The organism is Streptomyces sp. NPDC044064, assembly GCF_056434245.1.
This window is the reverse complement of record NZ_JBWKFN010000004.1, coordinates 225786-238465: the sequence shown is the minus strand read 5'-3', so window position 1 is coordinate 238465 and position 12680 is coordinate 225786. Positions and strand designations below refer to the sequence as shown.

The window sequence follows — 12680 nt, the reverse complement described above, 5'->3', positions numbered from 1 at the left end:
AAGAACGAGTCCGGAAAGGGGGGCTCGGGAGGCGGCGGGCGGGCCCGTTCGACCGCACCCCGTGGACAGTTGGACGGGGTGCGGGCGGGTGGCGCTCTCGTCAGTCGTCGGCGGCGTGCAGATAGCCGCGGTGCACCGCCTGCACGCCCGCCTGGAAGCGGCTGCGCGCGTCCAGCAGCGTCAGCAGCGCGGACATGGTGCGGCGCACCGTCCGGTCCGACACCCCGAGTTGGTGTGCAATCGCCTCGTCGGTGAGCCCTTGCGCCATTAGTCGAAGCACTTCAGCCTGATGCGTGGTGAGTGTCTTGCGGCTGCGCTCGGGACGCGTTCCGATGGGTCGCGCGGACTGCCACACGGTCTCGAACAGCGCGTGCATCAGAGCGATCGTGCCCGGGTTGTCCACCAGAACCGCACCGGCTCCGGTGTTCTTGCTGTCGGTCGCGATGAGCGCCGTACGCCGGTCGATGAGAATGAGGCGATTGGGAAGTGTGGGTGTGGTGCGGACCTGTGCGCCCTGGGCGGCCAGCCATTCGGCATGGGCGACGGTGGGCGGATCACGCCGGATGCTGTCCAGATAGACCGTGCGCATCCGGACGCCCCGATTGAGCAGCCGCAGATTGAGCGGGCGTGAGGCGTCCATGTTCTCCGGGGTCTGCGGACCTCCGGGAGCGAACGTCAGGAATTCCTCCCGGGCCTCCTTGGTGAGGATTTCCAGATGCTCCCGGATGGCTTCGACACCGGACAGGAAATGGAATCCCGCACCGGCGCCGGGGGTGTACTGGTCCGCGAACTGGGCGATGGTCTCCGCGACCACCGCACGGCTCGCCTCCACCCGCTGCTGGTGCGCGGCCAACTCCGCCTGCTGCTGGGCCAACAGCGCCTCCAGGGCGAGCATCGGGTTCACCGGGCGCACCCGGGACTCGTTCTCCGCCGAGGTTCTGACCAGCGCCAGCTCGCTCAACCGGTCCAGTGACTCCCGTACCTCGTGCTCGGGCAGACCGAGATCGTCGGCCCACTCGCCGACATCACCGTCCGGGCGCGCGAGCATCGTCCGATACACAGCCTCCGAGGCCGTGTCTATCCCGAGTCCAGAAAGCAATGGGATCTCCTCCTCGGACACCCTGGTCCCCCTTGCTAGGGCTCTCTGTGCGGAGACAGAAATGCATGTGGAGATTACACGAATGGGGGGACCGCAGCCGTGACGGAGATCGCTTCCGCCTATGCCGTCCTGGAAAGCCTTGTCCCGGGTGGCAAAGCCACCGTCTTACCGTGGAGTTGTAATTGATGTACCTCGTCCACCTTCACCTGGGGCCGCATCCGGCCGGCCTGGAGCTGCCCGAGGACACCGCACAGGCCGTCACCGACGCCGCCCCGCCCGCCTCGGAGCTCCGCCATGTCACCGTGCACGCCGCCGACGAGCCCGCCGTCGGCCTCTACCTCGCCGCCGACGGACCGGAACAGGCCGAGGTGACGGCCCGCCTTCTGTGGTGGAGCACGGTCGCCGCGCGGCCGCGGCTCGGCGGCTGGCCGCTGCTCGGCACCCGGGTCACCATCTCCCTGCCCACGGCCCGCTGACCCGCCCGCCGGCCGGCGCACCGGCCGCGACCCGCGCCCGGCCGCGGACTTGTCCGCCAGCGGACATGTCCGCTCTGCCCGCCCGGAAACCCCTTCTCCTGGCCCGCGACCCCGGGTGAAATGCAGTTGTCGGACCGATCACAGACCGGATCGGCCACGACACGAACAATCACGCAACTGTTGAAGGGGAGACGACGATGCGTCGAATTGCTGTTCTCGGGGCTGCGATCGCGGCGGCACTGGCGATCGTGACGGGGGCGACGCACCAGCAGGAGCACACGGCGCAGCGGGCGGGAGACGCCGGCTGGCAGCGGGCGGCCTCGTCCACGGTCCTCGCCGACGCGCAGGCCGTCTCGGGCGACGCGGGCTGGCAGTAGGAAACCCGGACGACGAGGGCGCCCGCGAATCCCGCTTGGAGGCTGCCATGGCCGCAACCGACTGCCGCAACGACGCCGAGCACCTGCTCGCACTCCGCGGTGAGCTGCTCGAACTGCCGGTGCAGGACATCCCCGTCGACACGCTGCGGGTGACGGACTCACCCCGCAGCCGGGTGGAGGACCCGGGCCACTCCCGGGTCCTGGCCCAGGCCGGGGACGCGCTGCCGCCGGTGGTCGTGCACCGCGCGACCATGACGGTCGTCGACGGTGTCCACCGGCTGCGGGCGGCACAGCTACGGGGCCGCACCACCATCCCCGTCCGCTTCTTCGACGGCAGCGCGGAGGACGCGCGCCTGCTCGCGGTCGCCCTCAACGTCACCCACGGCCTGCCGCTGACCCTGGCCGAACGCACCGCGGCCGCGGAGCGCGTCCTCACCGCCCGGCCGGACTGGTCCGACCGCGCGGTGGCCTCCCTCGCAGGACTGTCCGCCGGCAAGACGGCCGAGATACGGCGCCGGGTGCTCGACCCGGCGGCCCCCGGCGCCAAACGGATCGGCCGCGACGGGCGCGCCCGCCCACTGGACGCCTCCCACGGCCGCGCCCTGGCCGCCGCCCTGCTCAAGGAGGACCCGACGGCCTCGCTGCGCGGGATCGCCCGGGAGGCCGGGATCTCACCGGCCACCGTCGCCGACGTCCGCGCCCGGCTGGCCCGCGGCGACGACCCGGTCGGCACCCGCGGCTCCGCCCGCCGGACCCCCGCGCCCGCGGCACCCGGGCCCGCACCGGACGTGGGCGAGATGCACCGCCGCCTGCGCCGTGACCCGGCGCTGCGCTTCAGCGAGACCGGACGGTCCTTCCTGCGGCTGCTGGAGGCGGGCGCCGCACTCGCCCGGCACCGGGAGGGCATCGCCGCCGGCCTGCCCCCGCACTGCAGGACCGCCGCGGCCCACCTGGCCCAGGCCTACGCGCAGAGCTGGGAACTGTTCGCCAACGAGCTGCAGTGACGCACTGCCGCACCGCGCCGGCCGCACGAACTGCGGCCCACACCGGCAGAGCCGGACACCGGGCCACCGCCCGGCCGAGGCCCGCCGGACAACGGGGAGAACCAATGCGAGTCAATCTTCTGGGACCACTGGAGATCTACACCGGCGAACCCGGCGTCAACGCCGTCCCGGCAGCGCAGAAAGTACGCCAGACCCTGGCCGTACTGGTGCTGAACGCAAACCGGGTGGTGCGCTTCGAGCAGCTCATGGAAGAGCTGTGGGAGGACAACCCGCCCGCCAGCGCCCACACCGCCCTGCAGACGTACGTGTACGAGATCCGCAAACGCTTCGCCCTCGGCAACCCGAGGAGCGGCGGACCCGACCGCGGCACCGGCCGGCCCGTGCTCGGCACGGCGAGCGGCGGCTACCAGCTCAGCCTGCCCGAGGACCAGGTGGACGCCTTCCGGTTCGAGCCGCTCGTCGCCCGGGCCCGCAAGGAGTTCCGCGCCGGAGACCACCGGCGCGCCCGCGACTCGGTCGCCGCGGCCATGGCGCTCTGGCGGGACGCGGCCCTCGTCGACATCCGCAAGGGACCCCTGCTGCAGGCCGAGGCGCTGCGCCTGAACGAACTCCACACCAGCGCCACCACCCTGCGCATCGAGGCCGACCTCCAGCTCGGCCGGCACCACGAGCTGATCGGCGAACTGACCTCCCTGGCCGCCCTCGAACCCACCAACGAGACCGTCCAGCGCAACCTGATGACGGCCCTGTACCGCACCGACCGCCGCGCCGACGCCCTCCGCGTCTACCAGCGCGCCCGCTCCCAGATCGCGGACGAGTTCGGGCTCGACCCCTCACCCGAACTCCAGGCCCTGCACACCGCCATCCTCCAGTCCGACACCAGCCTGCTGCGACCGGCCGAACCGTCCCCGGCACCGGCCGCACCCGCCCCCGCCCCCCGCGTGCCGTGCCACCTGCCCGCACCGCAGGAGCGGCTGACCGGCCGCGGCGGCCAGCTCGCCCGCGCCATCGGCGCACTCACCGCCAAGGCCGCACCCGGACCGGCGCTCGTCGTGGTGAGCGGCGCCCCCGGCACCGGCAAGAGCGAACTGTGCCGGCACGCGGCCCGCCGGGCCAGCGGCCACTACCCGGACGGCCAGCTCTACGGCCGCCTCCTCGACGACACCGGACGGCCCGTCGGCCATGCCGAGATCCTCCGCTCCTTCCTGCGCGGACTCGGCGCGACGGAGGACCTGCTGCACCTGGGCACGACCGACCTGAGCCTGATGTACCGCACCTGGACCGCCGACCGGCGCGTCCTGGTGGTCCTGGACGACGTGACCGGCCCGGACGACCTCGGCCTGCTGCTCCCCTCCGGCTACGGCTGCGGCGCGGTCGTCAGCAGCCGGCGGCGGCTGTTCGTATCCTCCAGCACCGAACACATCGAACTGGACCGGCTGCCGCTCGACGACTGCCTGCACCTGCTGGTCTCCCTGGTGCCCGAGCACCGCATCACCATGGACCCGGACGGCGCCCGGCAGCTGGCCGAGCTCTGCCACGGCCTGCCCACCGCCCTGTTCGCAGTCGCCGCCCGACTCCGCCTGCGCCCGCACTGGACCGCCCGCCAGGCGATCACCTGGGCGACGACCGCCGCACAGGCCGGTGAGGACCCGCTGGGGCTGCGGGCCGCACTGGAACGCACCCTCGCCACACTCCCCGCACACCTCCGCCGCGCGGCACACACCCTGCTCACCCCGAGCGCCCCCGACCGGCCCGCCCCCGCCCCGGCGGCCGCCCTCCTCGGCACCGGCGAGCAGCAGGCCGCGACCCTGCTCGAAGAACTGGTGGACGCCTACCTGCTGAGCGCGACGACCCCTCCGTCCACGGACGGCTGCTACAGCTGGGAGCCGGCGGCCCGGGCGCTGCGGGACCCGGTGAACCGTGCCGTTGCGGCGGCACCTGCCGGCAACGCCGTCCGGCATCCCATGGCGGCCTGACGGCACCGGTGGCCGCCGGCCCGGGCCGGATCAGCCGAAACGCACGTCACACGCGCCCCCTCACCGCTTGTTGAGGCGCAGCGCGGTACGCGCGACGAGGTCGCCGACGGCGGCGGGAGCGAGGCGCAGCAGCGGGGCCGACACCGCCCCGGGACCCACGCGGTAGCGGCGGCGCGGCTTCTGCGTGAGGAGAGCACGGCGCACGGTGCGGGCGACGGCCTCCGGACCGGGCGGCGACCACGCGGCGACGCGCCGGCGGGCGACCATGTAACCGTGCGCGTACCGCGAGTCGGCCGGAAAGTCCGCCAGGCCCCTGGAGAGCATGGGCGTGTCGATGAAGCCGGGCTCGACCAGGCAGGCGCGGACCCCGCTGCCGGCGATCTCCATGCGCAGGCTGTCGGTGAGCGCCTCCAGCGCGTACTTGCTCGCGCAGTACCAGCCGGTGAACGGGACGGAGACCAGCCCCCCGAGCGAACTCACCTGGACGATCCGCCCCTCGCCCCGGCGCCGCATGCCCGGCAGCACCAGCCGGGTCATCCGGGCCACGCCCAGCAGATTGACCTCCAGGGCGTCCCGGGCAACCTCCTCGGACACGTCCTCGAAGGCGCCGACCGGCGCGACTCCCGCGTTGTTGACCAGAGCCCAGGGTCCCCCCTCCGTCACCTCGTCGATCTCCGTGACGGCGTCCTGGCAGGAGCGCCGGTCCGTCACGTCCAGGAGCACGGTGCGCACGGTGAGCCCGACTTCGGCCGCGGCGGCCGCGAGCTTCTCCGCCTTGTCGGGGGTGCGGGCGGTGCCGATGACGTTGAAGCGGCGGGCGGCCAGGTCGAGCGCGGTGGCCCTGCCGATACCGCTGGTGGCTCCGGTGACGACGACGGTCTTCAAGGGGCGGTCCTTGTGAGAAGGGTGGGGCGGGCCGGGCCGCCTCTCCGGATTCTTGATCACCTTCTGCACAACTATGTCGCATATGGGAGTCGATATCCGTTCAAGGCACGTCCGGGGCGGACGACCCGCACGTCGTCCGCCCCGGAGCCCCGCCGGCACTCGGGGGTCGACACCCGGACGGCGCCGCCCCCCTCAGTCCTTCTCAGTCCTTGTCCTCGCGGTCGGCCGCGTCCTCCTCGGTCTGCTTCGCCCGCACCTCCGGGTCAAGCGCCGAGGGACCCGTGCCGTCCACCGAACTCAGCCGGCCGGACTCGGGCACCTCCGTCGCGGCGGGCGGCTCCACCAGCCAGTCGGGATTGGCCTGCTTGTCCCACCACTTCCAGGCGCAGAACGCGCCACCCGCCACCAGGCCGAGCAGCGCCAGCACCTTCAGGGCACGGCCCCTGCGGGAACGCCGCTCGTTCCTGCGGGCCAGCTTCTGGATCTCCTGCGCCGAGACCTGACCGCGCAGCGCCACCAGCGCGGCGGCACCCCGCGCGGCGGCCTCGTCCGCCACCGGAGCGGCGGCGGCCATCGCATGCTCGATCTTCGGACGGGAGTACTCGGCCGCCTGCCGCGCGGCCTTCCGGGTCAGGTCGGCGGCCTCCTGCGCCGCCAGGTCCACCTTCGGCGGCACATGCGCGAGGGCCTGCTCCAGCCGCGGAGCGAGCCGCGCGTCGTACTGCACACGGGCCTGTTCGGCGGCCTGGGACACCACGGGCGCCAGCCGTACGCGTGCCTCCTGCGCGTAGTACGAGGCACGCTCCTTGGCTGTGTCGGCGTAGGGCGCCACCACTTCCGCGGCGTGCAGCACGCTGTCCTTCGCCGAGCCGGTCGCGGCGCGCACGCTGTCGATGCGGGTCACGGGTTTCCTCCTCCTCGGTGGCGTACGGTAATTCGCCTTTCCACCCTTTTAAGGATCATGCCTGCCCGCGGCCCGCGCGTCATGCGAGGGCGGGCATATGGGTGCAACAAGGGCTTCCTGTCGACCCTGCCACGAATCACGGCCGGGCGCTCCCCTCGCGGCGGAACTCGGGCCGGCCGGGCGTCACGGGCCCCGCACCGTGCGAGGATCGGGGAGTCACACGAGGACAACGGAAGGCGGATCGTGGCCGAGCAGCTCTACGCCACCCTGAAGACCAACCACGGCGACATCGTGGTCAGGCTGTTCCCGAACCACGCGCCCGCGACGGTCAGAAACTTCGTCGAGCTCGCCCAGGGCGAGCGGGAGTGGACGCACCCGGGCACCGGCGCCGTGAGCCACGACAAGCTCTACGACGGCACCGTCTTCCACCGGGTCATCGGCGGCTTCATGATCCAGGGCGGCGACCCCCTGGGCAACGGCATCGGCGGCCCCGGCTACGAGTTCGGCGACGAATTCCACCCCGACCTGCGCTTCGACCGCCCCTATCTGCTCGCCATGGCCAACGCGGGACCGGGCACCAACGGCTCCCAGTTCTTCATCACGGTCAGCCCCACCCCGCACCTGAACCGCAAGCACACGATCTTCGGCGAGGTCGCGGACGGCGCCGGCCAGAAGGTCGTGGACGCGATCGCCGCCGTACCGACCACTCTCCCGAACAACCGGCCGGTCAACGACGTCGTCATCGAGACGATCGTCGTGGAGAAGCGCGAGGGCTGACCCGGGCGCGCCCCGGCATCCGCCCCAGGAAACCGCAGGGAACCAAACGTCCCGCTCGTCCGTAGGGAAGAGCGGGGCGGGGTATGGGCCGGGGGACAGGCCACGACCAGCAAGGGGATCTCATGGAACAGGCCGAAGGCAGCACGCAGGACGCCCGCAGCCTGCCCGGGTGCTACCGGCACCCGGACCGCGAGACCGGCGTGCGCTGCACCCGCTGCGAGCGCCCCATCTGCCCCGAGTGCATGGTCAGCGCCTCGGTCGGCTTCCAGTGCCCCGAATGCGTGCGCAGCGGTTCCGGCACCGGACACGCCCCGGCCGCGTCCCAGCCGCGCACGGTGGCCGGCGGGACGGTCACGGCCGACCCACGGCTGGTCACCAAGATCCTCATCGGGATCAACATCGCCGTGTTCATCGCGGTCCAGGCCAAGAGTTCGCTGCTGAACGACCTGGTCCTGATCGGCCAGTGGCCCCCGAAGCCCTACCAGCCGACGATGGGCGTCGTCGAGGGCGAGTGGTACCGCTTCGTGACGTCGATGTTCACGCACGAGGCGCCCTGGCACATCGGCTTCAACATGCTCAGCCTGTGGTGGATCGGCGGCCCGCTCGAAGCGGCCCTCGGCCGGGCCCGCTATCTCGCGCTGTACTTCGTCTCCGGGCTGGCCGGCGGCGCGCTGACGTATCTGCTCGCAGGCCCGTCGCAGGCCTCGCTCGGCGCCTCCGGTGCGATCTTCGGCCTGTTCGGCGCGACCGCGGTCCTGATGCGCCGGCTGAACTACGACATGCGGCCGATCATCGCCCTGCTGGTGATCAACCTGATCTTCACCTTCGGCTTCCACAACATCGCCTGGCAGGCCCACATCGGCGGCCTGGTCGCCGGTGTCGTCACCGGCTACGCCATGGTCCACGCCCCGCGCGAGAAGCGGACACTGGTCCAGTACGGCACCTGTGTGCTCGTCCTGGCCGTGGTGGTGGTCATGGTGCTGCTCAGGACCGCTCAGCTCACCTGATACCGAACCGTTGTCCACAGCGTGTGCCGGATCTTGTGCACGCTGTGCGGAAACAGCTGTGCCCCCTGCCGCTCGGATGCGTTTCCGCAGGTCGGGCAGGGGGCGAACGGGTGTATGAGGGCCGGTAGGGCAGTCACACCGGCGTCAACGTCCGATGGGTTATCCACAGATCGTAGTCTTTTCCCCAGGGGGGTGTGGATATTGGACCAGGCTGTGGATAACTCAGTGAACAACCCTGGGCAGAGCTAGCGCGGAGCCGCTACTTCCACTGCGTGGAGACGCCGAACCCGGCGGCGATGAAGCCGAAGCCGACCACGATGTTCCAGTTGTCCAGGCTGTCGATCGGCAGCGAGCCGTTGCTCACATAAAAGACGACGATCCAGGCCAGGCCGATGAGGAACATGGCCAGCATGACCGGCGCGACCCAGGCGCGGTTGGCGAGCTTGATGGCCTGCCCCTGCTTCGCGGGCGGCGGCGTGTAGTCGGCCTTCTTGCGGATACGTGACTTCGGCACGAGGGTCTCTCCTGTCGATGCGCTGCGTGGCCGCGCAGGTAACTGGGTCGGTCCGGGGCAGCGTACAAGGGGACACTGAGTTCTCCCCCGGGCGTCCGTTAGCGTAGTGCTTCCGCGGCGCCGAAGGAGATAAGGGTACGTTGAGCAATTCTGCCGACTCCCCCGGGACGGGATCAACGGGTTCCGGCCCGCCTCGTGGACTCCGCTTCCGCCCGGTGCGGATTCTCACGATCGCCGTCTTCGCTCTGGCCGGGCTCATCTTCTTCACCAGCTTCAACACGGCCAAGGGCACCGACATCCGTCAGGACGGTTCCCTGCTGAAGCTGTCCGACCTGATCCAGGAGCGCAGCCGCAAGAACAAGGGGCTGGACGAGTCCAACGCCACGCTGCGTGACAGCGTGGACGCGCTTGCCGAGGGCGACGACGGGAGCACCAGGGCCCAGGACGAGAAGCTCCGGGGCCTGGAGGACACGGCGGGCACCCAGAAGCTCACCGGCAAGGCGATCAGCGTCACCCTCAACGACGCCCCGCCGAACGCGACCGCCAAGCTCCCCGGCTACCCCGAGCCGCAGCCCGACTACCTGGTCATCCACCAGCAGGACCTGCAGGCCGTGGTGAACGCCCTGTGGCAGGGCGGGGCCAAGGGCATCAAGGTCATGGACCAGCGGCTGATCTCCACCAGCGCGGTGCGCTGCGTCGGCAACACCCTGATCCTCCAGGGCCGCGTCTACTCGCCGCCGTACAAGATCACCGCTGTCGGGGACCCCGCGAAGCTGCAGCAGGCGCTCGCCGCCAGCAAGGCGATCCAGACCTACATGGTGTACGTCAACGTCTACGGCCTCGGCTGGAAAGTCACCGAGGACGGGACGGTGACTCTGCCGGGCTACTCGGGCACAGTGGATCTGCACTACGCGAAGCCAGTGGAGTAGGTCCCCCGTCAGGAGCCGCCGGTGCGCGTGATCGTCCGGACCGTCAGCGAACTGTGCATCACCGTCGGCACCCTGATCGTGCTCTTCGTCGTCTACGTGCTGTTCTGGACGGGCGTCAAGGCCGACGGCGTCATGAACGACCAGATCGACCAGTTGCACCAGCAGTGGTCGAAGGGGAGCGTCCGGCCCGCCGGGGGGAGCGGCGGGGCCGCGCCGAGCGCGGCGGATCCGGCGGCGTACCACTACGGCAGGCCGTTCGCGATCATGTACATCCCGCGGCTCGGTTCCACGTGGAACAAGCCGGTGCTGGAGGGCACGGGCACCGACGTGCTGAAGAAGGGTCTCGCCCATTACACCGGGACCGCGCGGCTCGGGCAGGAGGGCAACTTCGCGGTCGCCGGCCACCGGCGCACCTACGGAGACCCCTTCAAGGACTTCCCGCGGCTGCGGTCCGGTGACGCGGTGGTGCTCACGGACGGAACCACCTGGTTCACGTATCGGATCGACAAAGGGCCCTACAAAACCGCGCCGACGGACGTTGAGGTGATCGACGCTGTGCCACGTAAGTCGGGGTACACGCGTCCGGGCCGGTATCTGACGCTGACCACGTGCGATCCGGAATGGGGGCACAGCCACCGGCTGATCGTGTGGGCGCACCTCGACTCCACCCAGCCCGTGGAGTCAGGCGAACCGGAGGCGTTGCGCCGTTAGTCTGGTGCAGTACGGCGTGAGTCAGGTGCCGTGGTGGAACGGAAGGGACGGCATGTACGGCTGGATCTGGCGGCATCTGCCGGGGAACGCGTGGGTGAGGGCACTGATCTCACTCGTACTGGTCCTGGCCGTGATCTACGTCCTCTTCCAGTACGTCTTTCCCTGGGCCGAACCGCTGCTGCCCTTCAACGATGTGACGGTGGACAACCAGTGAGTGCGCGGATTCTCGTCGTCGACAACTACGACAGCTTCGTCTTCAACCTCGTCCAGTACCTGTACCAGCTGGGTGCCGAGTGCGAGGTGCTGCGCAACGACGAGGTGTCGACGGCACACGCCCAGGACGGCTTCGACGGCGTGCTGCTCTCGCCCGGGCCCGGGACGCCGGAGGAGGCCGGGGTGTGCGTGGACATGGTCCGCCACTGTGCCGCGACCGGTGTTCCCGTCTTCGGTGTCTGTCTCGGCATGCAGTCGATGCAGGTGGCGTACGGGGGTGTGGTGGACCGTGCGCCCGAGCTGCTGCACGGCAAGACCTCCCCGGTGGAGCACGAGGGCAAGGGCGTCTTCGCCGGGCTGCCCTCGCCCTTCACGGCGACCCGCTACCACTCGCTGGCCGCCGAGCCGGCCACCGTCCCGGCGGAGCTGGAGGTCACGGCCCGCACGCACGACGGCATCATCATGGGCCTGCGTCACCGCGAACTCCCGGTCGAGGGTGTGCAGTTCCACCCCGAGTCGGTGCTGACCGAGCACGGGCACCGGATGCTGGCCAACTGGCTGGTGGAGTGCGGCGACCAGGGTGCCGTGGCGAGGTCTGCGGGGCTCGCCCCGGTGGTGGGCAGGGCCACGGCGTGACCGCGCTGCGCCCGGAGCGCGAGGACTTGTACGGGGAGACACCGTACGAGTCCTATCGCTCTGCGCCGTACGCGGCCGCGGGCGACCCCCCTACGGCGCCGATGCCTCCGATGGCTTCGGCGCCTCAAGCGCATCAGGGGCATCATCATGGACCTGCGATGCATCCGGCGGCTTCGATGGCTTCGCTGGACGAGCAGGCGACCACGCTGCTGCCGCCGGTCGACGACGAGACGGTGGCGCTGCGGATCCCCGCTCCGCCGCAGAGCCCGGAGAGCGGGTTCCTGCGCGCCTCTGCGGCCTCCTCGGCCTCCTCCGCCACCGGAACCGCATCGGGCGGCCGCGCGGCCCGCAGAAAGGCCGCCAAGCGGCGCGGCGGCCGCCACGGCGGGACCCGAGGGCCGGCGGGCGGGCCGGACACCTCCTCGGAGTCGTCGCCGCAGCGGCCGCTCTCCCGTGTCGAGGCCCGGCGTCAGGCGCGGCTGCGCAAGCCGGGCCCGGCCGTCGTCGCGAGCCGGGCGATCGGCGAGGTGTTCATCACCACCGGCGTGCTGATGCTGCTGTTCGTCACCTACCAGCTGTGGTGGACGAACGTCCGCGCCCATGCGCAGGCGGGCAGCGAGACACACCAGCTGCAGGACGACTGGGCCAGCGGCAAGCGGGCCCCCGGGGTGTTCGAGCCTGGGCAGGGCTTCGCCATCCTGCACATCCCGAAGCTGGACGTGCTGGCGCCGATCGCGGAGGGCGTCAGCAACAAGAAGGTGCTCGACAAGGGCATGGTCGGGCACTACGGCGAGGGTGCGCTGAAGACGGCGATGCCGGACGCGAAGACCGGCAACTTCGGACTGGCCGCGCACCGCAACACCCATGGTGAACCGTTCCGTTACATCAACCGGCTCACGCCGGGCGACGCGGTCGTGGTCGAGACGCAGGACACGTACTTCGTGTACAAGGTGACCTCGACGCTGCCGGTGACCCCGCCGTCCAACACCAGCGTGCTGAATCCGATCCCCAGGGGCTCCGGATTCACCGAGCCGGGCCGGTACATCACGCTCACCACCTGTACGCCGGAGTTCACCAGCAAGTACCGGTTGATCGTCTGGGGCAAGATGGTCGAGGAACGCCCGCGCAGCAAGGGCAAGCCGGACGCGCTCATCGAGTAAGGCAGAGGGAAC

General features: G+C 71.0%; 14 protein-coding genes and 1 pseudogene. 11 read left to right on the top strand and 4 right to left on the bottom strand.

The genetic code is table 11. The features are described 5' to 3' along the window. Positions 1 to 100: 100 nt before the first annotated feature. The gene (locus AC07DS_RS08780) at positions 101 to 1120 is read right to left on the bottom strand and encodes a helix-turn-helix transcriptional regulator (RefSeq protein ID WP_479143775.1); all 1020 of its coding nucleotides are present in this window, start codon (positions 1118 to 1120) and stop codon (positions 101 to 103) included. Between the two features lie 164 nt (positions 1121 to 1284). Here AC07DS_RS08780 and AC07DS_RS08775 point away from each other — a divergent pair, with 164 nt between their 5' ends. From AC07DS_RS08775 to AC07DS_RS08760, 4 genes are all read left to right on the top strand, one after another. Continuing rightward, positions 1285 to 1575, top strand: coding sequence for a hypothetical protein (locus AC07DS_RS08775; RefSeq protein ID WP_479143774.1), 291 nt, complete (start codon positions 1285 to 1287; stop codon positions 1573 to 1575). Between the two features lie 197 nt (positions 1576 to 1772). Further along, the gene (locus AC07DS_RS08770) at positions 1773 to 1952 is read left to right on the top strand and encodes a hypothetical protein (RefSeq protein ID WP_479143773.1); all 180 of its coding nucleotides are present in this window, start codon (positions 1773 to 1775) and stop codon (positions 1950 to 1952) included. Positions 1953 to 1999: 47 nt separating this feature from the next. Then, positions 2000 to 2956, top strand: coding sequence for a ParB/RepB/Spo0J family partition protein (locus AC07DS_RS08765; RefSeq protein ID WP_479143772.1), 957 nt, complete (start codon positions 2000 to 2002; stop codon positions 2954 to 2956). A gap of 104 nt (positions 2957 to 3060) precedes the next feature. Continuing rightward, entirely contained in the window at positions 3061 to 4932 is a 1872-nt protein-coding gene (locus AC07DS_RS08760) for an AfsR/SARP family transcriptional regulator (RefSeq protein WP_479143771.1), read from the top strand. 60 nt (positions 4933 to 4992) lie between these two features. Here the strand turns inward: AC07DS_RS08760 and AC07DS_RS08755 are convergent, their stop codons facing one another. Further along, positions 4993 to 5817: an SDR family oxidoreductase gene (locus AC07DS_RS08755; RefSeq protein WP_479143770.1), complete on the bottom strand. Its 825-nt coding sequence runs from the start codon at positions 5815 to 5817 to the stop codon at positions 4993 to 4995. Between the two features lie 202 nt (positions 5818 to 6019). Further along, entirely contained in the window at positions 6020 to 6721 is a 702-nt protein-coding gene (locus AC07DS_RS08750; protein ID WP_479143769.1) for a DUF5324 family protein, read from the bottom strand. Between the two features lie 243 nt (positions 6722 to 6964). Between AC07DS_RS08750 and AC07DS_RS08745 the strand changes: the two genes are divergently transcribed. Further along, on the top strand, positions 6965 to 7498 hold the full coding sequence (locus tag AC07DS_RS08745) for a peptidylprolyl isomerase (protein ID WP_479143768.1): 534 nt from the start codon (positions 6965 to 6967) through the stop codon (positions 7496 to 7498). 122 nt (positions 7499 to 7620) lie between these two features. Then, on the top strand, positions 7621 to 8505 hold the full coding sequence (locus AC07DS_RS08740) for a rhomboid family intramembrane serine protease (RefSeq protein ID WP_479143767.1): 885 nt from the start codon (positions 7621 to 7623) through the stop codon (positions 8503 to 8505). Between the two features lie 259 nt (positions 8506 to 8764). Here the strand turns inward: AC07DS_RS08740 and crgA are convergent, their stop codons facing one another. Beyond that, positions 8765 to 9019 carry a cell division protein CrgA gene (crgA, locus tag AC07DS_RS08735; protein ID WP_145879029.1) on the bottom strand — a complete coding sequence of 85 codons (255 nt, stop codon included), beginning with the start codon at positions 9017 to 9019 and terminating at the stop codon, positions 8765 to 8767. A 140-nt stretch (positions 9020 to 9159) separates the two neighbouring features. Here crgA and AC07DS_RS08730 point away from each other — a divergent pair, with 140 nt between their 5' ends. The 5 genes and pseudogenes from AC07DS_RS08730 to AC07DS_RS08710 all read left to right on the top strand — a co-directional run bounded on the left by AC07DS_RS08730 (position 9160) and on the right by AC07DS_RS08710 (position 12668). After that, a complete protein-coding gene (locus AC07DS_RS08730; protein WP_479143766.1) occupies positions 9160 to 9948 on the top strand; it encodes a DUF881 domain-containing protein in 789 nt (262 codons plus the stop codon). 21 nt (positions 9949 to 9969) lie between these two features. Next, positions 9970 to 10611 (top strand): annotated as a pseudogene (locus tag AC07DS_RS08725) (class E sortase); the annotation flags it as partial. Positions 10612 to 10675: 64 nt separating this feature from the next. Beyond that, entirely contained in the window at positions 10676 to 10873 is a 198-nt protein-coding gene (locus tag AC07DS_RS08720) for a hypothetical protein (protein WP_186581498.1), read from the top strand. Then, positions 10870 to 11508: an aminodeoxychorismate/anthranilate synthase component II gene (locus tag AC07DS_RS08715; protein ID WP_145879037.1), complete on the top strand. Its 639-nt coding sequence runs from the start codon at positions 10870 to 10872 to the stop codon at positions 11506 to 11508. Before AC07DS_RS08720 ends, AC07DS_RS08715 begins: the two co-directional genes overlap by 4 nt. Beyond that, complete coding sequence (locus tag AC07DS_RS08710; protein WP_479143765.1) at positions 11505 to 12668, top strand: class E sortase; 1164 nt, start codon at positions 11505 to 11507, stop codon at positions 12666 to 12668. Before AC07DS_RS08715 ends, AC07DS_RS08710 begins: the two co-directional genes overlap by 4 nt. Positions 12669 to 12680: the final 12 nt, after the last annotated feature.